The sequence below is a fragment of the Oceanicaulis sp. LC35 genome (assembly GCF_052055585.1).
Lineage (GTDB): Bacteria > Pseudomonadota > Alphaproteobacteria > Caulobacterales > Maricaulaceae > Oceanicaulis.
Genome location: NZ_CP170485.1, coordinates 2,472,631 through 2,493,346, shown reverse-complemented (window position 1 = coordinate 2,493,346; position 20,716 = coordinate 2,472,631). Strand labels below are relative to the sequence as shown.

Genomic DNA, 20,716 nt, shown 5'->3' with positions numbered 1-20,716 from the left:
CTCTTTTGCAGCCTCTGACATCTTCTGGCCGGTCTTGTCGGAAAATTCGGGAAAAGACTTTGCCCTTGATCGCTGATTTTGCTTACGCTCTTGCCCAGACATGGGGAGAGAGAATGGACGATTTGGGCGCAACCGCCGGTATCGTGCTGATCACGCTTATCGCTTACAAGCTCGGCCTGATCCTGATCGGGATATTGGCGGCGCGGTTCACGCGTGACGAGACCGACTTTTTTCTGGGCGGGCGTAACATGGGGCCATGGGTGGCGGGCCTGTCCTACGCCGCCTCCACCTCTTCGGCCTGGGTGCTGCTGGGCTATACCGGTTTTGTCTATGATCAGGGGGTGTCCGCCCTCTGGATGGTGCCGGGGATTCTGGGCGCCTATGCCGTGATCTGGCTGTTCTTCGGGCCGCGTCTGCGCGCGGAATCCGCGGATGAAGGCCATATCACCTCCAGTGATTTCATTGCGGCTCGCGCCGGGCGCTGGAAGGGCTGGGTGCGGGCGGTTGCGGGCGTGCTCGTCCTGTTCACCTTCATGGTCTACATCGCCGCCCAGTTCGGCGCGGCGGCGGTGGCCTTTGAAAGCCAGTTCAATCTCAGCCATTGGGAAGGCGTGCTGCTGGGCGCCTGGGTCATCCTGATCTACGCCTTGATGGGCGGGTTCTGGGCGGTGTCGCTGACTGACACGCTGCAGGCGGGCGTGATGGCGCTGATCTCCATCATCCTGCCCATCATGGCGTTGACCAGCGCAGGCGGGGTCGGCGGCGTGATTGAAGTGCTCTCCGCCACCATGCCTTCCGCCTATCTGGATCCGATGGGCGGGCGCGGCCTGTTCGCCTTTCTGGGGTTCGCTTTCGGTATCGCCTCGATCGGTCTGGGGGCGCTGGGCCAGCCGCACCTTCTGGCGCGTCTCATGGCGGTCCGGGACGACACCGCGCGCTATCGCGGCTTCACCATTGCGATTGGCTGGGGCGTGATCGTGCATGTGGGCATGGCGGTGCTGGCCCTGTCAGGGCGCGCCCTGATCATGGATGCGCCCAATGGCGAGGCGTTGATGTACGACATCGCCGATCGCGTCCTGCCCGCCATTCTGGCCGGTATCGTTATCGCCGCCGTGCTGTCGGCGGTCATGAGCACGGTGGACTCCCTGCTGATCGCGGCCTCGGCTGCAGCAGTGAACGATCTGGGCCTCGACAAGCGGTTCGCCGGGCGGGAAATGATGGTCAGCCGCCTGACCATGGCCGCCCTGTGCGTGGTGGCGGTGACGCTGACCCTCAGCCTGCCCGCTTCGATCTTTGACCGGGTCCTGTTCTCCTGGTCGGCGCTGGGCGCCGCGTTTGGCCCCATCATCTTCGCCCGGGTGTGCGGGGTGGAGCCGCGCGGCCTCGCCATTCTGGTCGCCATTCTTGCCGGCTTCACGATGACGGTGGTGTTCTATGTCTTCGGACAGGTGGATGGTCAGGCGATGGGCGGATTGCCGGCGCTGCTGTCCAGCCTGGCCGGAGTTGCGGGCGATCCGTTCGAGCGCATCTTCCCCTGGCTGGTTCCGCTGGCCGTGTTGTTCGGCTTTAGACAGTCCCGGAGTGACGTTTCATGAGCGGCCGCTCCTGTCCCACCCTGACCACGGATCGTCTGATCCTGCGCGAGACCCGGCTTGAGGATTTCGAGCCCAGTGTGACGCTGTGGTCAGATGAAAGGGTGGTGCGCCATATCTCGGGGGCGCCGTCGAGCCGCAGCGATAGCTGGGCGCGGCTGATCCGCTTTCCGGGGCTCTGGGCGCTGTTGGGCTATGGCTACTGGACCGTGCAGGAACGCGACACAGGCCGTTTTGTCGGCCAGGCGGGGCTGGCCGATTTCAAGCGCGACATGTCCCCCTCCATCGAGGGCGTGCCAGAGGCGGGCTATGTCTTCTCGCCCGATTGCCACGGCAAGGGCTATGCGACCGAAGCCATGCGCGCGGTGATGGACTGGGCGGATGAAACGCTGAGCGCCCGGAAGACCTGCGCGATCATCAATCCGGACAATCACGCCTCGATCCGCGTGGCGCAGAAGCTGGGCTTTGACAGGTCGGAACCGGCTGATTTTTCAGGGAAAGCGGTCACCCTGTTCTGGCGTGAGCGCCGCGCAGGGTGAACAAGGGCAGGGTGGGACTCGCCTCGCGGTCGCGCAGGCCTGGATCGCCCCCCTCTGACGATACTGTGCCGCGCTGGTACACACAGGGCGAGCCCCGAGCTGGTACACGCAAGGAGCGTGCAGTTCAGCTGTTACACCTTTGCGAAGCGGTGTGGCGGCAACCGAGCGATCTGGCGCCGAAAATGAGACACACGCAGACGTGAACTGTCGGCCCTAGCTCTCGTAGGGCATGATTTCCGTCAGTTCGAGCGTGTAGGCGGTGTCGCCCAGCTCATTGTCATGGCGGTCGGTATGCATCACGCCTTTGACATAGACCGGATCCCACAGGCCCTGGATCTGGATGGGCTCTTCAGCGTGGACATAGACCAGCTGGTTGGGCGGGGGCGGCGGCACGTGGATGCAGGCGCCCACATAGGGCACCAGCAGGAAGCGGCTGATCTCGCGTGAGCCGGTAAAGTCGAACGGCAGCACATAGCCGCCCATGCGCACCACCTGACCGTCGAGGGCGTCAACGGTGTTGAAGGTCTGGACCTGGGGCATCCGTTCGGCGCCGAAATGGTCCATGCCGTTCTGTATGGCCTGCATCTGTTGCAGCTGGGCGATGCGTTCGGCTTCGCCTTCGGGCAGAAGATCGGCCCAGGACAGGTCCAGGAATTCTTGGGTCGACTGCGCCTCGGCGCGGTCAGCGGCGAAGACCTCCGCGCCGGTCAGCGCGGTAAAGGCCAGAAGGGCGGAAAGCAGGGTGTTGCGCATCATGCCGGCAAAATGCGCTTCCCGAAGCGGAAGCGCAAGTTACCAGCGTGAAAACTTCCAGTTCCTAGTCGAGCGACAGCACGGGACGCGCCGGGGTCAGGTCCTGGGCGGCGGCGCGGGCGCCGTCAAAGTACTGCACTTCCAGCGTTTCAAATTGCGGGAAAGCCGCAAACAGGCCCGAGATATCCACGTTGGACAGGCGCGCCGGGCGGGCGCATTCGAACGTCCAGCTGACGACCACATCGGCATGGCCGTGACCGGCAGGCTCGTCATGGTCATGGGCATGCTCGCCCTCGCCATGCGCGTGCCCCTCGTCATGATGCTCGTGCGCGGCTTCGTGATGATGATCCGTCTCGTCATGGGCGTGATGGGACTGGTGGTCATGACCCGCGTCGTGGTGATCCTCGTGCTCGTGCTCGTGCTCGTGCTCGTGCTCGTGCTCGTGCTCGTGCTCATGGTCATGAGGCGCGGCGACATTGCCGCCGCCGACCTGGGTGCCGGTGAGCGCGCAATCGGCTGCGCTGGACAGAACGATCATGGACGGGCCGGACAGGGTCCGCGCCGCTTCGGTCACCACGGCATGCTCCTCGGCGGTCTCGGGCGCGCGCTCGAAGACGTAGAGATTGTAGGCGGGGGTGGTCAGTTCAGCGAGGATCGCCCCATCGCTATCGGCTGCAATCGCCAGTTGGGCGGCGCCGTGAACATGGGCGCCCAGCTGGCGCATGCCGTCCTGTGCGAGGGCCGGGGTGGTGAGGATGGCGGCGGTGAGGCAGGCGATACCAAGGCGCATTACTGATCTCCTTGCGGGGCTGTCAGTCTGAAGTCAGGCATGTCGGAGCCGCCATGTCCATGGGCGGCGTGGTCATGATCCTCGCCATGGGCGAGCGTCATCACGGCGGCCACGGCGGCGCCCGCGAAAACAGCGCTCAGACCCCGCAGCCAGCCCGCTTCGACGGTCTCGCCCAGAAGGTGGGACGCGCCCACCTGCAGCAGGAGCCCCGCGACAATGGCGAAAAGGGCGCCCAGCACGCTGGGATCAACACTCAGCGCGAACGGGCCGGAGATGACGGCGGAAACGAGGGTCGTGGCGCCTGCCGCCAGAAAGGCGAGGATTGTGGCGGACCGGTCCGAGAAGCCGCCGCGCTGCAAGAGCAGGAAGCAGATCAGCGTCTCGGGCATTTCATGCAGGATCAGCCCGGTCGCGGTGCTGAGCGCGGTATAGGGATCGATCGCGGCGGTGACGGCGTAGACCGTGCCATCGAGCGAGGAGTGCACGGCGATGGCCAGAACCGGCGCGAGCGCGCGCAAGCGGCTGGCGGCGCCATGGGTCTTCATGGTCGTGCCGACCAGCACATGCAGGATCAGGCCAAACCCGAAGCCCGCCAGAACCAGCCAGCCGGCATGCGGATGCAGCGCCAGCGCTTCAGGGATCAGGCGCACCAGCGCCAGCGTCACCACCACGCCGCCCGAGAAGGCGGCGAACAGCGGCGCGTTCTCGCGCGTGAAGGTCCGCGCCCGGTGCACGAGCACCAGCGCCGCCGCGCAGACAAGCGCAGCCGTCATCCCGAGGCCCAGGGTGAGGAGGTAGGCGGAAGACACGGAAGCGGGAAACCTGATCGAGTGTTATATTGTTTCACTCAGATAGCCGCTCCCTTGCGGACCCGCAAGGGCGCATCACTGCGCATCATGCAAAACGCCGCCCCGGAGGGCGGCGTTTGAAAGTCGTGACGCGGTTGAGGTCTTAGCTCATTTCGCCGGGCGAGAGCTGGCTTTGCATATAGCGCTCCTCGCCAATCTTCTCGATGACGCTGAGCTGGGTCTCAAGATAATCGATATGCTCTTCCTCGGATTTGAGGATCTCGTCAAAGAGCTGACGGGAGCCGTAATCGCCGACTTCTTCGCAATAGGCGATGGCTTCCTTGTAGATCGGATGGGCGCGGCGTTCGGCTTCAAGATCGCACTCAAGGCATTCCTTGAGGGTCTCGCCGATCAGCACCTTGCCCAGATCCTGAACGTTCGGCAGACCTTCGAGGAAGAGGATGCGCTCGATCAGCGCATCAGCATGCTTCATCTCGTCGATGGATTCCTCGTACTCGACCTTGGCGATCTTGGCGAAGCCCCAGTCGCGGAACATGCGCGCATGAAGGAAGTACTGGTTGACGGTCGTCAGCTCCAGCTTGAGCGCCTTGTTGAGATGCTCGATGACTTTGGGATCGCCCTTCATGGTCGCCTCCAGATGATTGTCGCCACGCCGCGAGGGTAACGCGTTTGGCCTGTGAGGGAAGGGGTTTAGGCCAACTATCTTCGTTCCTGAAACTGAGTTGCAGGGGGTCCGCTAGGCTCAGAAAATCTTCACTTTCCGGGCGCACGCTTCATGCCTGCGGCGGTGTCGTTCGCAGATCAGGCTGTCTGGAACGGAAGGACTGGAATGCCGAGGCCTGCCGAGATTCTTGCATCCATTCGCGATCAGCTCCGCGGATCGAAAAGTGTCGCGCTGGGACAATTCCAGATCATCAATCTTGACCTGATCAAGAATGTGGCCGGCGATCGCTGGGACGAGCTCAAGCAGAAAATCTTTGATGTCAGCGAGGCGTTCATCGCCCATCGCCTGCATGCCAGCGACGCCCTGTTTCGCTGCGACGAGGGCTTCCTGGTGGTGTTCGCCACCGATCGCGCCGATGTGGCTGAAGCCCAGGCCACCTGGATTTCCCATGACCTGAACCGCTTCTATGTGGGCGATGAGGTCTTCCGCAAACTCAAGGTGACCTCCCGCGCCCTGCGTCTGGACCAGTCCGAACTGGCCGCCTTCTTCGCGGCGCAGGGGGTGAGCGCGAAGGAGGAATCACGCGCGGGCGAGGAGAAGGTCAGGGAAGAAGACGCCCGGTATCAGCCCGAAACCCTGCGCACCCGTGTGGCCTATGAGCCGGTCTATGATGTCACGCGTCAGGCCCTGATCTCGTCCTTCTGCCTGCCCGTGCGCAATGTGGCTGGGGTGCTGCATTTCGGGCACCGGCATGAATATCCCTTCGAGGCGCATGTCACCGCCAAGCGCGACTTTGATGTCCAGATGCTGGTGCTGGATGCGTTGGAGACCAGCTGGAGCAAGGGGCATGCGGCGGCGGTCTGTCTGACGCCTCATTATCGCACCCTGATCGATCCACAGGACCGGCAGGAGTATTTCGCCCGGCTCAAGGCCTTGCCCGAACATCTGCACAAGGCCGTGACTATCCGCATCGATGGCACGCCCGATGGAGCCCCCATGGGACGCCTGCAGGAAATCACGGGCACGCTTCGGACCCTGAAGATCAAGTTCCTGGTCCATTGCCACTCACTCGATTTCGAGATTGAACGCTATGAGGGCTGCGGGGTGCAGGCCTTTGGCGGGGCCCTGAAGGATCTGACGCGAGGCTCGCCGATCAGTGGCGAATTGCAGGACAAGCTCGCCCAGCTGATCGGGCGGTCCGCGCGCATGGGCTCAGATGTCTATGCCGCTGCTGTAGCGCGGCGGACGAGCTTTGTGGTGCTGCGCGAGTTGGGCGTGCGCTGGTTCAGCGGGCCGTTCATTGCGCCCATGCTGAGCAAGCTGCCGCTGGTGCAGCCGCTTTCACTGGCGGATCTGTCTGAACGGGAAGACCGGCTGGACCGTCAAGCAGCCCCCTTGCCGGCGGAATGACGGCCTGATCAGGCGGCGGCGCCCGCCGCTTCAGAGCGCTCATGGCCCATCACGCGGGCGGCTTCTTCAAAACAACGCCCACAACGCGGCTTCGCCCCACAGGCCTTGAACGCGCTCGGCACATCACCGGCGCCGTTCTTGGCGGCGTCCTTGAACTGGGCGCATTTCAGGGCGTTGCACAGGCAGACATACATGGCCGTATCCGTGTGGTGAGGTGATGGGCTTCGGCGCACGACGTCTCAGGCTGAGACTGTGTCCGAAAATCATTCGCAACTAATCTACCCATTCTTGCGAATGAGTGTCAACGGCGTTGTGCGCGGATCGGCTGGTAAAAGTTTCGCAGGTCTTAACGCCTTTGTTTCACTGGAGTCTGAAGCGAAATCTCTCTCATTGAACGGGCTCTAGCTTGCGCAAGTCCCTCTTCTCATGATGCAATGCAGCAAGAACGTCCGGACAAAGAGCGCCAAAAAGACGCCGCGGATGAGTATGAGGAGACGGCTGTGCTGAAGTTTACGAGCACGGACCAGCGCTACCCGGACAAACGGTCCGCGGACGAGCGCCGGGCCGACTTTAACGAGATCTATGCGCCTTTCAGCCTGGAGCAGGGTGAGGCGCAGGCCGAACGCTGTTCGCAATGCGGCGTGCCCTTCTGCCAGTCCGGCTGCCCGCTTCACAATGATATTCCCGACTGGCTGATGCTGGTCGCCGAGGGGCGTCTTGAGGAAGCCTATGAACGCTCTTCTGCTACCTCCGCCATGCCTGAAATCTGTGGGCGAATCTGTCCGCAGGACCGCCTGTGCGAAGGCTCGTGCGTGATCGAGCAGTCCGGCCATGGCGCTGTGACCATCGGCTCGGTCGAGACCTTCATCACCGAAACCGCGTGGAAGAACGGCTGGGTGAAACCCATCCGTCCGGCGCGCAAGACCGGCCTCAGCGTGGGGATTGTCGGCTCCGGCCCGGCGGGCCTGTCCGCCGCCGAGCGTCTGGCCCAGCATGGTCATGAGGTGACGATCTATGAGCGTCAGGATCGCGCGGGCGGCCTTCTGATCTACGGCATTCCCAATTTCAAACTCGACAAATCCGTCGTGGAACGCCGCACCCAACGCCTTGAAGAGGGCGGGGTGGTTTTCAAGCTCGGCTTTGAGGTTGGTCGCGATGCGACGCTGGACGAGCTGCGCGAGCGCCATGATGCGGTGTTTGTGGGCGCAGGCGCCTATGCCGCCCGTGCGCTGACCTGTCCGGGCGGCGGCGGTCGCGGACTTGTGGCGGCGCTTGATTATCTCACCGCGTCCAACAAGGCCGGTTTCGGCGAGGATGCGGAAGCGGGCGGACGGCTCGACGCGAAGGGTAAGCGTGTGCTGGTGATCGGCGGCGGGGACACCGCCATGGATTGCGTGCGGACCGCCATTCGTCAGGGCGCGTCCAGCGTGGCGTGCCTTTACCGCCGCGACCGCACCAACATGCCCGGCTCGGCCCGTGAAGTGGTCCATGCCGAGGAAGAAGGCGCGATGTTTGACTGGCTGAGTGCGCCTGCCGCCATTCTGGGTGATGCGGAAACCGCCACGGGTGTGCGCATCCAGAAGATGACCCTGGGCGCGCCCGACGCGTCTGGCCGCCGCCGTCCGGTGGCCATGCCGGGTCAGGAAGAGGACCGCAACGCGGACATGGTGATCGCGGCGCTGGGCTTTGAGCCGGAGAACTTCCCCGAAAGCCTCGGCGCTCAGGGTCTTGAGCTGAACCCGCGCGGCGCGATCCGCGTCACGGGTCGTTCACGCACCTCCATGCCCGGCGTCTATGCGGGCGGCGACGCCGTGCGCGGCGCGTCCCTGGTGGTCTGGGCCGTGAAAGACGGTCTGGACGCTGCTGAAACCATCCATGCCGATCTGATGGCGCGCGCAAAGACCGCGCAGTCCCAACCGATCGCGGAGCCTGCCGAATGAGCCAGTTTGATTACCTGCAAGAACGCCAGCGTCTGATCGATGCGGGCGCCTATGAGCTTGAGAGCGAACGCTCGGCGTGCGGCGTCGGCCTGATCGCCGACATCAAGGGCGAGCCGCGCCGGGAAACCGTCGAGCTGGGTCTGAAAGCCCTCAAGGCGGTCTGGCACCGGGGCGCGGTGGATGCGGATGGCAAGACCGGCGACGGCGCCGGTCTGCGTCTGGGCATCGCTCAGGACTTCTTCAAGGCGGCGGTGGCGCGCACCGGGCACGAGCCCAGCGATCACGCCATTGGCGTGGGCATGGTCTTCCTGCCGCGGACTGATTTCGGGGCCCAGGAAAAGGGCCGCACGATCGTGGAGACCGAGGTGCTGCGCGCCGGTTTGCGCCTGTTCGGCTGGCGTCAGGTGCCGGTCGATCCGTCCTGTCTCGGGGCCAAGGCCGCTGCGACCCGTCCGGCGATCGAGCAGATACTGTTTGAGGACACAACCGATCGCGGCGCGGACGAGCTGGAACGTGCGCTCTATCTGGTGCGCCGCCGGATCGAGCAGCGCGCCCGCCTGGAAGCGGTGCCCGAGCTCTATGTCTGTTCGCTGTCCGCGCGCGACGTGGTCTACAAGGGCATGTTCCTGGCCGAGGCCATCGACCAGTTCTATCCTGATCTCAAGGACGAGCGCTTCGTCTCGCCCTTCGCGATCTTCCACCAGCGCTATTCCACGAACACCTTCCCCGAATGGAAGCTGGCCCAGCCCTTCCGCATGCTCGCCCATAATGGCGAGATCAACACGCTCAAGGGCAATCGCAACTGGATGAAGAGCCATGAGATTCTCATGGCCCACTCCGCCTTCAAGGATGCCGAGGAGATCGTGCGTCCGGTCATCAGCCCCGGCGCGTCCGATTCCGCCGCGCTTGACGAGGTGTTTGAAATTCTCGTCCGCGCGGGCCGGTCCGCGCCCATGGCGAAGACGCTTCTGATCCCCGAAGCCTGGTCCAAACGCGGCGAGATCATGCCCGGCGCCTGGCGGGGGCTTTATGAGTATTGCAACTCGGTGATGGAGCCCTGGGACGGGCCCGCCGCCGTGATTGCGTGCGATGGCCGTTGGGCGATTGCGGGTCTTGATCGTAATGGTCTGCGTCCGCTGCGCTGGTCGCTGTCCGAAGACGGGCTTCTGACCGTGGGCTCGGAAACCGGCATGGCCGAGCTTGAACCCGAACGCGTCATCGAGCGCGGCGCGGTGGCGCCGGGGCGGATGATTGCGGTCGACCTCGCCGAGGGCGGCTTCCTGCGCGAAAGCGAAATCCTTGATCAGCTCGCAGCCAAGCACCCGTACGAATCCTGGCTGAAGAATGTGCGCGAGATCGAGCGCGAAGTGGGGCCCGGTCCCGAGCCGCTGCTGTTCAGCGATGACGAGCGCGCCCGGCGTCAGGCCGCCGCCGGCATGACCATGGAGGAGATCGAGATCATCCTCTCTCCCATGGCCGAGGACGGCAAGGAAGCCATCGGCTCGATGGGCGATGACAGCCCGCTGGCGGTGTTGTCCAACCGCTATCGCCCGATCAGTCATTACTTCCGGCAGAACTTCTCCCAGGTCACCAACCCGCCCATCGACCCGCTGCGCGAAGGCCGGGTGATGAGTCTGAAGACCCGGTTCAAGAACCTTGGAAACGTGCTGGCCGAGGACGCGGCCCAGACCAATGTGTTCGTCCTGAACTCGCCGGTTCTGACCAATGGCATGTATGACCGCCTGCGCGCCGTGCTGGGCGAGGGCGTCGCCATTATCGACGTCACCTTGCTGGCGAAAGAAGCGACGGGCTCCGGCGCGGGGCTTCAGGCTGCGCTCGACCGGATTCGCACCGAAGCGGAAGAGGCGATCAATGAACGCGGCGCCCAGCATCTGATCCTGACTGACGAGCACCAGAACGAGCGCTTTGCGCCTGTGCCCATGGCGCTGGCCGTCGGCGCGGTTCACACGCACCTGACCCGCAAGGGGCTTCGCACCTATTGCTCGCTCAACGCCCGCACGTCCGAAGTGACCGACCCGCACGCGCTGGCAGTGCTGGTGGGTCTGGGGGCCACCACCGTGAACCCCTATATGACGTTCGAGACCGTGGCGGCGCGATCCGAGCGCAATCTGGGTTCGCTGACGCCCGAGCAGAAAGCGAAAAACATGAAGGCCGCCTTTGATGCGGGCCTTCTCAAGATCATGTCCAAGATGGGCATTTCGGTGGTCAGCTCCTATCGCGGCGGCTGTAATTTCGAAGTGCTGGGCCTCAGCCGCGCCGTGGCGAGCGAGTATCTGGGCGGCGTCACCAGCCGGATTTCCGGCATTGGTCTGGCGGGGCTGGAATCCAAACTCGCAGAGCTGCACGCCTGGGCCTGGAGCCATGAGGACGCCGTGCGCCTGCCGGTGGGCGGTTTCTATCGCCAGCGCGCCTCGGGCGAGGCCCATGCGCTGGAAGCTAAATCCATCTCCTTGCTTCAAAAGGCCGTCCGCAACGAGGATTACAACGCCTATCGCGCCTATGTTCAGGCGCTCAATCACGAGCACCAGCCGATCCAGTTGCGTGATCTTCTCGAGCCGCGCCCGGTCAGCGCGCCGGTGGATTTGTCGCGCTGTGAGAGCGTGAACGAGATCCGCCAGCGCTTCGTCACGCCGGGCATGAGCCTGGGCGCGCTCAGCAAGGAAGCCCATGGCGCGCTCAATGTGGCCATGAACCGGATCGGCGCGAAGTCCGTCTCGGGCGAGGGCGGGGAAGATCCTGCGCGCTATCACCCGATGCCGAACGGCGACAACATGAACTCGGCGGTCAAGCAGGTGGCCTCTGGTCGCTTTGGCGTGACGGCGGAATATCTCAACCAGTGCCGCGAGATCGAGATCAAGGTCGCCCAGGGCGCCAAGCCCGGCGAGGGCGGGCAATTGCCCGGCTTCAAGGTGACCGGCTTCATCGCGAAAATGCGCCATGCGACGCCGGGCGCGACTTTGATCAGCCCGCCGCCGCACCATGACATCTACTCGATCGAGGATCTGGCGCAGCTCATTTATGACCTCAAGCAGATCAACCCGATTGCGCGCGTCTGCGTGAAGCTCGTCTCTGCGGCGGGCGTGGGCGCGGTCGCGGCGGGCGTGGCCAAGGCCCATGCCGACGTGATCCTGATCTCGGGCAGTGTGGGCGGCACGGGCGCGAGCCCGCAAACCTCGATCAAGTTCGCGGGCGCGCCGCTGGAGCTGGGCCTCTCTGAAGCCCATCAGGTGCTGTCACTCAACGGCCTGCGCGAGCGGGTGACCCTGCGTGCGGATGGCGGCATCCGCACAGGGCGCGATGTCGTGATCGCGGCCATGCTGGGCGCGGAAGAGTTCGGCGTTGGCACCACGTCTTTGGTGGCGCTGGGCTGTCTGATGGTGCGCCAGTGCCATTCCAACACTTGCCCGGTGGGCGTGTGCACCCAGGATGAAGAGCTGAGAAAGCGCTTTGCGGGCCTTGCCGACCATGTCGTCAATCTGATGACCTTCATCGCGCGCGACACCCGGGAAATCCTCGCGAGCCTCGGGGCTGAGCGTCTGGAAGACGTGATCGGCCGGGCCGATCTGCTCGATCAGGTCAGCCGCGGCGCGGATCATCTTGATGATCTTGATCTCAACCCGCTGCTGGTGCGTGTGGACCCGCAGGCGCGGCCGCCGCGCTCGACCCGCACGCAACGCAATCCGGTTGCTCCCGCGCTTGATGAGCAGATCCTCAAGGACGCCGAGCCGGTCTTCTCACGGCGTGAGAAGATGCAGCTGGTCTATGACGTGAAGAACACCGACCGTGCCGTTGGCGCGCGGGTGTCATCTGAAATCGTGCGTACCTTCGGCCCCGAAGGACTCGAAGACGGCCAGCTCACCCTGCGCCTGCGCGGCTCGGCGGGGCAATCGCTCGGCGCCTTCTCGGCCAAGGGCCTCAGGATCGAGCTGGAAGGCGACGCCAACGATTATGTGGGCAAGGGCCTGTCGGGCGCGACGCTGGCCATCCGCCCGTTTGGCGGATGCAAGGAGCATCGCCCCGGCGATGCCATCATCGGCAATACCGTGCTTTATGGCGCAACGTCAGGTCGGCTGTTCGCCGCAGGCGGGGCGGGCCAGCGTTTTGCCGTGCGGAACTCTGGCGCGACCGTGGTGGTGGAAGGCTGCGGCGCCAATGGTTGTGAATACATGACCGGCGGCGTCGCGGTGATCCTGGGTAAGGTCGGGGACAATTTCGCCGCGGGCATGACCGGCGGGGAAGCCTTTGTGCTCGATGAGCAGGACCGGCTGGAGCCGCGCCTCAACCCTGAAAGCGTTGGTGTTCATGTGCTGGCGGGCGAGGCCGAGGCCCGCTGCCGCGCGCTGATCGAGGATCATTACGCCGCGACCGGCAGCCTGCACGCCGCTGCGATCCTCAATGACTGGGAGACCCGCAAGCTCGCCATCCGCCACATCGTGCCCTTCCCGCCCGCCACGGGCATGGAGGCGCAGGAGAAACGCGCCTAAGGTGGGGTGCCTTTTCTACTTTTGGCGAGATTGTGAAATGTGTTGGAGGCACTGGAGAAGCAGCTGCTGCCGCAGCTATAATTGGCGATATCATGACGGGCGCTATGGTCAATGAATTCGTTTTTCATTTAATTTTTGATTTAGCTTCATCTGAAGCACTCTTGATGGTGAATTTTATCGTGATCAATGAAGGCGGCGCAGATGGTGAATAGATTTTTTATTGTGTTATTGGTCGCCATATTTTTGTCTGTGGCTTCATCTATAATTTATAGTTACTATTTTTCTATTTCGCGTGGTATTGAATTTCAATTTAGTTTTTCTAATGCCGTAAAGATGTTTTTTGCTTTGATTCTGTTTTGGGTTTTTAGTGCTGTATATAATCGTATAATTAGAAAGTTATGATATAGTTTTACTATAATGATCGTCTATTATTAAATCAATTTTGAAGTTTATTTGAATTTTGGGGTGAATTAAAAGAGGTTATTGTTTGTGTTTGGAGGGCGGCGCCTCACCACTATCGCCAATGACGCCCGGTTGCGCCGCCAGAGCGTAAGCTACGGCAATGGTGTGTGCGCGCAGGAGAAACGCGCTTAGGGTGGGGGTATGACTCGCCTTCTACATGCCCCCTATTGGCTGGCGGCGGCTTTGCTCGTCTTCGGTCTTGGCTGGACCGCCTCGGCGGGGCTTCTGGTGACGACGCACTGGAGCGCGCTGCTCGGGCCGTTTGTCGGCACGGCGGCGCTGTTGGGGATGGGCTTCATCAATCGCGAGCGCTGGCGCGCGGCGCCGACCCTCTGGCGCACCCGAACCAGCCTCGCCGCGCTCGGGACAGCGCTGGTCAGCGTTATCATCGCCGCCTGGCTCTTTGGCCCCGCCGTCATCGGCATCGGCCTGCAACTGGGCGGTCTGGTCGGCTTTGTAGGGCTGATGATGATCGCGGCGCGGGTTCCGACAAACGCCTGATCGATGGCGATTCTGGTTCGGCGCTTATGATTGCGCTACTCAAATTTTGACTTACAATTGTTTGAATAAAGCGCAGGGTTTTAAAATGAAATCAGAGAGTGAATTTTCTTCTGCGCGTCACTTGTTGGTTTCATTTATTGTTTCAATTGTGATGAGCTTGGTTCTGATAGCTATAAATTATCAGCGGATCAACGCTTGGGGTGGCTTGGCTATCGCCGTGTTCGTCTTCCTTTTTGTTTTTTTCGGGAGAGCGTTAGCGGGAGCTAACTTGGATAGAAGGGAGTGAGGCTCTACTCTCACCCCTCCCACCAAAGCCTGATCTGGCGCGCTCTGCCGACGCAGTCTAAGCTCGCCTCATGTTTGCACGGATCAATCATCCCCTTGTCTGGGGCGTTCTGATGATGCTGGCGGGCGCGGGCGGGCTTTTGGCCCAGGGCGCGCTTGAGGGCGTCGGCCTGCCGGCCTATCTGGCGCTTGCCGCCAGCCTTGTGGCCTTGCCGGTTTTCACCTGGGCATCACGGGCGCGTTGGAGCGGCGCGCAGGAACGCACTTTGGGCCGCATTGTTGTGATCGCGCTGATCGTCTACGGCCTTGTGATGGCGTTCATGACGCTGGCGGCGGGCCGGGTGGAGCTGGCGCCCTTTGCGGGCCTGTTCGTGGGCGGTGCGGTGATGCTGTTGGGGCTGCACGCGGTGGCGCTGAACGCGCCCCGATCGGCCTGAGGCGCCGCCGTGAGCCGTGACAGCGCGCAGGTGCGCCAGATCGAGCTCCCGGACCGGGATTTGCTCTACACGCTCAAACGCTCCCATCGCCGCAAGACCATTGGCCTGAAGGTCAGTGAGGACGGCTTGACCGTCACCCTGCCTGCGCGCGTCAGCGTGGCCGAGGCCGATGCGGTGGTGCGCGAGAAGGCGGGCTGGGTGATCGACCGGCTGGAAAAGCGTCAGGCGCGCACCGCGCCCGATCTACGCGGGATGGATGGCGAGCGGGTGGGCTGGCTGGGCAAGGATCTGCGCCTGTCGGTGCTTCCCCATGACAAGGCCCGCACCACAGTGACCCGCACCGACGCCGAAGTGATCGTGCGTGTGGACCGGCATCTTGATCCGTCCGACAGCCGCAAGGCGGTGCTGGCCGCGCTCAAGCGCTGGCGCAAGGCTGAAGCGCTCGCCCTGATGACGCCCAAGCTGGACGCCTATGCCAAGACGCTGGGCGCGAAGCGACCCAAAGTCAGCGTGCGCGAGCAAAAGGCGCGCTGGGGCTCATGCTCGTCCGACGGGTCGATCCGCATGAATGCGCGCCTGATCGCCTATCCCGAAGCGCTGATTGATTATGTCTGCGCGCATGAGGCCTGCCATCTTCTGGTGATGGATCACTCGGCGCGTTTTCATGGCTTGCTCGATGGCCTGATGCCCGACCAGCACCGCCGCCGCCGCGCCTTGCGCGAGACGCGGCCCGCGGGCGGGGCGTTCTAGATTTGAGGGGCGGGGCGCATGCTTGATCTTGTTGCGGCGCTGGCCCTTTCCGCCGCTGCTGTGTCTGACCCTGTCGAGCTGCCGGTCACGCTGTGCAAGGGCTATTGGTTCGTGCCGGTCACCTATGAGAGCCGCACTGGCGGGGAACCGCATGTGATCGAGTTCCTGCACGATACCGGCGCGGGGGCGAGCTTCATTGATCCTGATGCTCTGGAAGCGATGAGCGGGCGCCGGTTCGAGGACGGTGCGCGGGTGACGCTGACCGATGGCCGGGCCGGGGCGGTGTCGCTGAACCGTCTGCCCGCGCGGGTGCAGGAGCTGGATCATCTGAGCACGGCGATGGGCCGTCCGGTGGACGCCATATTGTCGGTCAATGCGTTCGAGGATTTCCTGCAAATCATTGATTACGAGGCGCAGACGCTGACGCTTGAAACTGGGAACCTGCCGCGCCCCGATGGCGAGACCGTGTTCTCAAGCCGGGGCGAGGACCGGCGGCCCTGGCTGCGGGTGGATCTGGGCGGACGGCATCGCCGCCTTCTCATTGATACCGGCGCGCCGGATGTCATCCTTGCCGTCAATCATATCGACCGCTTTGAGCTCGACCGTCCCGCCCGGCCGCTGACCGGGGCGACGCGCCTGACCCGGCTGGAAACCCGCGCCCTGTCCCGCCTTGATGCGCCGGTGACGCTGGCGGGCGTGACGTTCGAGGCGCCGGTGCTGGAAGAGGTGCCCGAGGCCGAGCTTGTGGGCGGGGAGATCCTGCGCCATTACCGCATCACCCTCGATCAGCGCGCCCGTCGGGTCCGGCTGGAGCCCTATGCGCCGGGCGCGGTGATCGCGGCGGAAGATCATTACGAGTTCGGCGCGGTGTTCGAGCCTGAAGGTGAGGCGCTGGTCGTTCGGGCCGTGTTCGAGGATACGCCCGCGCGCCGCGCCGGTGTGCAGGCGGGCGATCGGGTGGAGGCTGTCAATGGTCGCCCCGTTGCCGAGCGCGGCTGTGAGGTCGGGCCGGGCGAGGAGCCTGTCCGGTTCTCGGTCCGGCGCGGAGGTGAGCGGCTGGAACTGATGCTGGACGCCCTGCCGGTCTTGCCGGTGACGCCTGATCGCTGAGCCAGCGGGCGATTTAGTCGCAAAACCGGGTTTTGCGCATGAATGTCCGTGCAATTCATCGCTTCGCCACAGCTGCGCCCCATTGACGCCCTCGGGGGCGTGCGGAGTACGCTGCAGACGCAATCAGGCAGGGCGATTTTACACCGATGTCCCAACAGGAAGAATTCTACCGCGAGCGGCGCTTGCCGCCTTACGTGTTCGCTGAAGTGAACCGCATGAAGCAGGCCTATCGCGCCGAAGGGCGTGATGTCATTGATTTTGGCATGGGCAATCCCGATCTCGCCCCCGCCCCGCATATCATCGCCAAGCTTGCCGAGGTTGCCGCCGATCCGCGCGCGCACCGCTATTCCGCCAGCCAGGGCGTGCCGTCCCTGCGCAAGGCGCTCGCGCGCTATTATGAGCGCCGCTTCAATGTGGGTCTGAACCCCAATACCGAGGTGTGCGTGACGCTGGGCTCCAAGGAAGGGCTCGCCAACCTCGCTCAGGCGATCACTGCGCCGGGCGATGTGATCCTGGTGCCCGACCCCTCCTATCCGATCCACATGTTCGGCTTCCTGATCGCCGGCGCCGCCGTGCGCCCGGTGGGCTTCAAGGATCCCGAGGACTTCCTGCGCGAGGCGGTGCATGCCTGCCGCCGCTCGATCCCCGCGCCGTCGGCTCTGGTCCTGAACTTCCCGTCCAACCCGACCGCCCAGGTCGTCGATCTTGATTTCTACAAAGAGGCCGTGCGCATCTCCAAGGAGAACGACCTCGTTCTCATTTCCGACCTTGCGTATTCGGAGATCTATTTTGACGGCAATCCGCCGCCTTCGATCCTTGAGGTCGAGGGCGCCCGGGATGTGGCGGTGGAGTTCACCTCCATGTCCAAGACCTATTCCATGCCGGGCTGGCGGATGGGCTTTGCGGCAGGGTCATCAAGGCTGGTCGACGCGCTCAAGCGCGTGAAATCCTATCTCGACTATGGCGCCTTCACCCCGATCCAGATTGCCGCCGTGGCCGCACTGGATGGCCCGCAGGACCATGTGGTCGAGGCGCGCGAAATCTACAAGAAACGCCGTGACGTGCTGGTGGAGAGCTTTGGCCGCGCCGGGTTCGACATTCCCAGCCCGCCTGCGACCATGTTCGCCTGGGCGCCGATCCCCGAACGCTTCGCGCATCTGGGCTCGGTGGAGTTCGCCAAGAAGCTGCTGGAGGAAACCTCCGTGGCGGTGGCGCCGGGGCTGGGCTTCGGCGAGCGCGGCGACGGCCATGTGCGTCTGGCGGTCGTGGAGAACGAGCAGCGCATCCGTCAGGCGGCCCGCGCCCTGAAGGGCTTTTTCGCCCAGGGATAAGAGGCGAATGCAAACAGGGTAAGCGCCGCGTTTACCCTGTTTCTTTTCAATGTTTTAAGAGGGCTGGGCGAAGTCTTGATCCGTTTTGCGCGTTGTCGCAACAAGGGTCGGGACATGCGTTCTCTTCTGAGACACTTTTTGCAAGATGCTCGCGGCAATGTGGCGATGATGTTCGCCATGTTTCTGGGCCCGCTCGTCGTCAGCGTGGGCGGGGCGCTCGACTATTCGCGCACCTTCACCATTGGCGCGGAAATCCAGTCCGCCATGGATGCGGGCACGCTGGCCGCCGCCTCTCTGTCTCAGGGCGAAGACCCTGAAACCATTGTCAGAAACTACATCACCGCAGCCCTGTCCGAGCATAATGGCGTGCTGGAACGGCTGAATGTTCAGGTCAGCTCCGACCTCGCCATCAATTCGCGCGAAGTGACGGCGGACGCCGTGATCAGCGTGCCCACCCTGATGCTGGGCCTGATCGGGTATGACTCGCTGACGCTGAACCGGACATCCGAAGCCAATGAGCGCGTGCGCAATCTGGAAATTTCGCTGGTGCTGGATATTTCTGGCTCGATGAGCGGGTCCAAGATCACCGCCCTGCGCGATGCGGCGGAAGAGTTCGTCGGCGTGATGATGGACCCCGACCTTGATGGCCTCACCAGCATTTCGGTCATTCCCTATAATGGCGGGGTGCGTCTGCCCCAGGCCGTGATCAATGATCTGCTGCCGGGCACGCCCAATGATACCGGGTGCATCGAGCTGGGCGTGTCTGATCCGGTGAAGATGGACCTCGACGCCAACGGCTATGACTGGCTGGACTGGCAGGATAATGACCAGCGCAACTGGCGGTCCTCGGCCTTTTGTCCTGAAGACAATGAAGCCTCACTGTTTCTGGAAGAGACGCCCTCGGTCGTGATTGATCTGATCGAGGATCTCGATGCGGGCGGCAATACCGGGCTTGATGTCGCCACGGCCTGGGGCGCGCGAGCGCTGGATCCGGTCTGGCGCGGGCGTCTGGGCGGGGACTTTCCTGCACGCCCGGCGGCCTATGACGATCCCTCCACCATGAAGGTGCTCGTTGTCATGACCGATGGCGCCGCCACGGCCCAGATCCGCCGCGCCCAGAATTACTATGGCAACTGGTACAGCTACGAGATCTACAGCGCCGCGCAGGCGCGTACGAACATGGCGGACGCCTGTGACGCGGCCCAAGCCCAGGGCGTCCATATCTACACCATCGCCTTTCAGGTGTCGGGATCGACCAACCGGGACCTCATGCGCGACTGCGCCAGCCGGGCCGTGAACTATTACGCGGTTGAAAATCTGGATATTTCCGCAGCTTTCAACTCGATCGCGGCGGATCTCAATAATCTGCGGCTTGCGCGATAACGCGGTTAACAAGTCGTAAATTATTGTTTTAACTCGATTTTGGTCTGTTTGTTGCATTGTCTTTCTACGCGTGTTCCGGCTTGGAACGGATTTTTGGCGTAGGACTGCACATGCGCTCGCTTGAACGGATTTTCTCTCGCTGGTCGTCGGACCGCCGCGGCAATGTGGCGATCATCATGGCGCTGTGTTCCGGCGTGCTGGTGACCGCCGTCGGTGGTGCGCTGGACTATTCGCGCAGCGCCACGGTGAGCTCCGAACTGCAGAGCGCGCTCGACTCCGGGACGCTGGCTGCGGCCTCGCTGACCCAGGATCGCAATCCTGAAGACGTGGTTCGCGCCTATGTAGAAGCCGCGCTGAACGACCATCCGCAATTGCTGGCCAGCCTGCAGCTTGATGTCGTTGCAGACATTTCGCTCAATTCCCGCGTCGTGAACGCAACCGCGTCCGTCGCCATGCCGACCACCATGCTGGGCCTGATCGGGGTGAACACCCTGACGCTGGAGCATGCCAGCCAAGCGGTCGAGCAGGTGCGCGATGTGGAAATTTCGCTGGTGCTGGACGTGTCGGGCTCCATGGGCGGTTCCAAGATCAATGCGCTTCAGGATGCGGCCATCGAGTTTGTGGAGATCGTGCTGGCGGCGGACGCGTCCGAGCGCACCTCCATTTCCGTCATTCCTTACAATGGCGGCGTGCGCACCCCGCGTGAGGTCAATGAAACCATCATCGACGGCAACACCAATCACCGTCGCAAGTCGGGCTGCGTCGAAATGGGCCGGGATTATCCCACCGAGATGGTGTTGCCCTATCGCGATATGGACTTCCTGGAGTATTGGGGCTCGGAGCAGACCGGCAATTCCAACTCGGCCTTCTGTCCGCGCAGCAACATGGAATCCGAGTTCCTGACCCAGAATGAGGGCCGTCTGCGCGGTCTGATCAACTCGCTGCGGGCTGAAGGCAATACGGGTCTCGACGTCGCCACCATGTGGGGCGCGCGGGCTCTGGACCCGGCCTGGCGCGGTAATCTGGGCGGAAACTTCCCGGATCGTCCGGCGGCCTATGACGATCACGACACCATCAAGATTCTTGTCGTCATGACGGATGGTGAAGCCACGGCCCAGATCCGCAGCGAAGAGTACACCTATTATGACTGGTGGGGCCGTCGTCAGACCGGCACGCGCAACTATGAGCTCTACTCCGCCCGCCAGGCGCGTGAGAACATGGCCGAGGCCTGCGATATCGCCGAAGGCAATGGCGTGCAGATCTACACCATCGCCTTCCAGCTGAGCGGCCAGACCAATCGGGACCTGATGCGCAACTGCGCCAACAAGCCCCAGAATTACTATCAGGTCGAGAACCTCGACATCGCCGAGGCCTTCTCCTCGATCGCCGCCGACATCAACCGCCTGCGTCTGACGCAATAGGGGCGGGTTCAAGCAGACACAAAAAAGCCCGGGC

18 protein-coding genes are annotated in these 20,716 nt (G+C 63.3%); 13 read left to right on the top strand and 5 right to left on the bottom strand.

Annotated features, from left to right (window positions below; all coding sequences use genetic code 11):
- Window positions 1-113: 113 nt before the first annotated feature.
- Window positions 114-1,595, top strand: coding sequence for a sodium/proline symporter (locus ACFELO_RS11900; RefSeq protein ID WP_440957980.1), 1,482 nt, complete (start codon window positions 114-116; stop codon window positions 1,593-1,595).
- The gene (locus tag ACFELO_RS11895) at window positions 1,592-2,131 is read left to right on the top strand and encodes a GNAT family N-acetyltransferase (RefSeq protein ID WP_440957979.1); all 540 of its coding nucleotides are present in this window, start codon (window positions 1,592-1,594) and stop codon (window positions 2,129-2,131) included. The genes ACFELO_RS11900 and ACFELO_RS11895 overlap by 4 nt, the downstream gene beginning before the upstream one ends.
- Before the next feature lie 213 nt (window positions 2,132-2,344).
- Here ACFELO_RS11895 and ACFELO_RS11890 read toward each other — a convergent pair whose 3' ends face one another.
- The 4 genes from ACFELO_RS11890 to bfr all read right to left on the bottom strand — a co-directional run bounded on the left by ACFELO_RS11890 (window position 2,345) and on the right by bfr (window position 5,108).
- Window positions 2,345-2,887 (bottom strand): DUF3299 domain-containing protein, encoded by a 543-nt coding sequence (locus tag ACFELO_RS11890; RefSeq protein ID WP_440957978.1) that lies wholly within the window; start codon window positions 2,885-2,887, stop codon window positions 2,345-2,347.
- Between the two features lie 61 nt (window positions 2,888-2,948).
- The gene (locus ACFELO_RS11885) at window positions 2,949-3,674 is read right to left on the bottom strand and encodes a ZrgA family zinc uptake protein (RefSeq protein WP_440957977.1); all 726 of its coding nucleotides are present in this window, start codon (window positions 3,672-3,674) and stop codon (window positions 2,949-2,951) included.
- On the bottom strand, window positions 3,674-4,447 hold the full coding sequence (locus ACFELO_RS11880; RefSeq protein ID WP_440957976.1) for a ZIP family metal transporter: 774 nt from the start codon (window positions 4,445-4,447) through the stop codon (window positions 3,674-3,676). The genes ACFELO_RS11885 and ACFELO_RS11880 overlap by 1 nt, the downstream gene beginning before the upstream one ends.
- Before the next feature lie 178 nt (window positions 4,448-4,625).
- Window positions 4,626-5,108 (bottom strand): bacterioferritin, encoded by a 483-nt coding sequence (gene bfr, locus ACFELO_RS11875; RefSeq protein ID WP_440957975.1) that lies wholly within the window; start codon window positions 5,106-5,108, stop codon window positions 4,626-4,628.
- A 204-nt stretch (window positions 5,109-5,312) separates the two neighbouring features.
- Here bfr and ACFELO_RS11870 point away from each other — a divergent pair, with 204 nt between their 5' ends.
- On the top strand, window positions 5,313-6,557 hold the full coding sequence (locus tag ACFELO_RS11870; RefSeq protein ID WP_440957974.1) for a hypothetical protein: 1,245 nt from the start codon (window positions 5,313-5,315) through the stop codon (window positions 6,555-6,557).
- An 8-nt stretch (window positions 6,558-6,565) separates the two neighbouring features.
- Here ACFELO_RS11870 and ACFELO_RS11865 read toward each other — a convergent pair whose 3' ends face one another.
- A complete protein-coding gene (locus ACFELO_RS11865; RefSeq protein WP_440957973.1) occupies window positions 6,566-6,751 on the bottom strand; it encodes a (2Fe-2S)-binding protein in 186 nt (61 codons plus the stop codon).
- Window positions 6,752-6,991: 240 nt separating this feature from the next.
- Here ACFELO_RS11865 and ACFELO_RS11860 point away from each other — a divergent pair, with 240 nt between their 5' ends.
- The 10 genes from ACFELO_RS11860 (at window position 6,992) to ACFELO_RS11815 (ending at window position 20,682) form a co-directional block, all read left to right on the top strand.
- Window positions 6,992-8,497 (top strand): NAD(P)-dependent oxidoreductase, encoded by a 1,506-nt coding sequence (locus ACFELO_RS11860; protein WP_440957972.1) that lies wholly within the window; start codon window positions 6,992-6,994, stop codon window positions 8,495-8,497.
- Entirely contained in the window at window positions 8,494-13,002 is a 4,509-nt protein-coding gene (gene gltB, locus ACFELO_RS11855; protein WP_440957971.1) for a glutamate synthase large subunit, read from the top strand. Before ACFELO_RS11860 ends, gltB begins: the two co-directional genes overlap by 4 nt.
- Before the next feature lie 32 nt (window positions 13,003-13,034).
- Window positions 13,035-13,214: a hypothetical protein gene (locus tag ACFELO_RS11850; protein WP_440957970.1), complete on the top strand. Its 180-nt coding sequence runs from the start codon at window positions 13,035-13,037 to the stop codon at window positions 13,212-13,214.
- A 391-nt stretch (window positions 13,215-13,605) separates the two neighbouring features.
- A complete protein-coding gene (locus ACFELO_RS11845) occupies window positions 13,606-13,965 on the top strand; it encodes a hypothetical protein (protein ID WP_440957969.1) in 360 nt (119 codons plus the stop codon).
- A 356-nt stretch (window positions 13,966-14,321) separates the two neighbouring features.
- A complete protein-coding gene (locus ACFELO_RS11840; RefSeq protein WP_440957968.1) occupies window positions 14,322-14,687 on the top strand; it encodes a hypothetical protein in 366 nt (121 codons plus the stop codon).
- Window positions 14,688-14,696: 9 nt separating this feature from the next.
- Window positions 14,697-15,437, top strand: a complete 741-nt coding sequence (locus ACFELO_RS11835; RefSeq protein WP_440957967.1) for a M48 family metallopeptidase — start codon at window positions 14,697-14,699, stop codon at window positions 15,435-15,437.
- An 18-nt stretch (window positions 15,438-15,455) separates the two neighbouring features.
- Entirely contained in the window at window positions 15,456-16,547 is a 1,092-nt protein-coding gene (locus ACFELO_RS11830) for a PDZ domain-containing protein (RefSeq protein ID WP_440957966.1), read from the top strand.
- Between the two features lie 146 nt (window positions 16,548-16,693).
- On the top strand, window positions 16,694-17,878 hold the full coding sequence (locus ACFELO_RS11825) for an LL-diaminopimelate aminotransferase (protein ID WP_440957965.1): 1,185 nt from the start codon (window positions 16,694-16,696) through the stop codon (window positions 17,876-17,878).
- A 114-nt stretch (window positions 17,879-17,992) separates the two neighbouring features.
- Window positions 17,993-19,261 (top strand): pilus assembly protein TadG-related protein, encoded by a 1,269-nt coding sequence (locus ACFELO_RS11820; RefSeq protein WP_440957964.1) that lies wholly within the window; start codon window positions 17,993-17,995, stop codon window positions 19,259-19,261.
- 110 nt (window positions 19,262-19,371) lie between these two features.
- Window positions 19,372-20,682: a pilus assembly protein TadG-related protein gene (locus ACFELO_RS11815; RefSeq protein WP_440957963.1), complete on the top strand. Its 1,311-nt coding sequence runs from the start codon at window positions 19,372-19,374 to the stop codon at window positions 20,680-20,682.
- The last annotated feature ends 34 nt before the right edge of the window (window positions 20,683-20,716 follow it).

Bases quoted from the DNA above. Each gene is read 5' to 3' on its own strand.
- ACFELO_RS11900 (WP_440957980.1), top strand. From the start codon at position 114: ATGGACGATTTGGGCGCAACCGCCGGTATCGTGCTGATCACGCTTATC.
- ACFELO_RS11895 (WP_440957979.1), top strand. From the start codon at position 1,592: ATGAGCGGCCGCTCCTGTCCCACCCTGACCACGGATCGTCTGATCCTG.
- ACFELO_RS11890 (WP_440957978.1), bottom strand. From the start codon at position 2,887: ATGATGCGCAACACCCTGCTTTCCGCCCTTCTGGCCTTTACCGCGCTG.
- ACFELO_RS11885 (WP_440957977.1), bottom strand. From the start codon at position 3,674: ATGCGCCTTGGTATCGCCTGCCTCACCGCCGCCATCCTCACCACCCCG.
- ACFELO_RS11880 (WP_440957976.1), bottom strand. From the start codon at position 4,447: ATGACGGCTGCGCTTGTCTGCGCGGCGGCGCTGGTGCTCGTGCACCGG.
- bfr (WP_440957975.1), bottom strand. From the start codon at position 5,108: ATGAAGGGCGATCCCAAAGTCATCGAGCATCTCAACAAGGCGCTCAAG.
- ACFELO_RS11870 (WP_440957974.1), top strand. From the start codon at position 5,313: ATGCCGAGGCCTGCCGAGATTCTTGCATCCATTCGCGATCAGCTCCGC.
- ACFELO_RS11865 (WP_440957973.1), bottom strand. From the start codon at position 6,751: ATGTATGTCTGCCTGTGCAACGCCCTGAAATGCGCCCAGTTCAAGGAC.
- ACFELO_RS11860 (WP_440957972.1), top strand. From the start codon at position 6,992: ATGCAGCAAGAACGTCCGGACAAAGAGCGCCAAAAAGACGCCGCGGAT.
- gltB (WP_440957971.1), top strand. From the start codon at position 8,494: ATGAGCCAGTTTGATTACCTGCAAGAACGCCAGCGTCTGATCGATGCG.
- ACFELO_RS11845 (WP_440957969.1), top strand. From the start codon at position 13,606: ATGACTCGCCTTCTACATGCCCCCTATTGGCTGGCGGCGGCTTTGCTC.
- ACFELO_RS11840 (WP_440957968.1), top strand. From the start codon at position 14,322: ATGTTTGCACGGATCAATCATCCCCTTGTCTGGGGCGTTCTGATGATG.
- ACFELO_RS11830 (WP_440957966.1), top strand. From the start codon at position 15,456: ATGCTTGATCTTGTTGCGGCGCTGGCCCTTTCCGCCGCTGCTGTGTCT.
- ACFELO_RS11825 (WP_440957965.1), top strand. From the start codon at position 16,694: ATGTCCCAACAGGAAGAATTCTACCGCGAGCGGCGCTTGCCGCCTTAC.
- ACFELO_RS11820 (WP_440957964.1), top strand. From the start codon at position 17,993: ATGCGTTCTCTTCTGAGACACTTTTTGCAAGATGCTCGCGGCAATGTG.
- ACFELO_RS11815 (WP_440957963.1), top strand. From the start codon at position 19,372: ATGCGCTCGCTTGAACGGATTTTCTCTCGCTGGTCGTCGGACCGCCGC.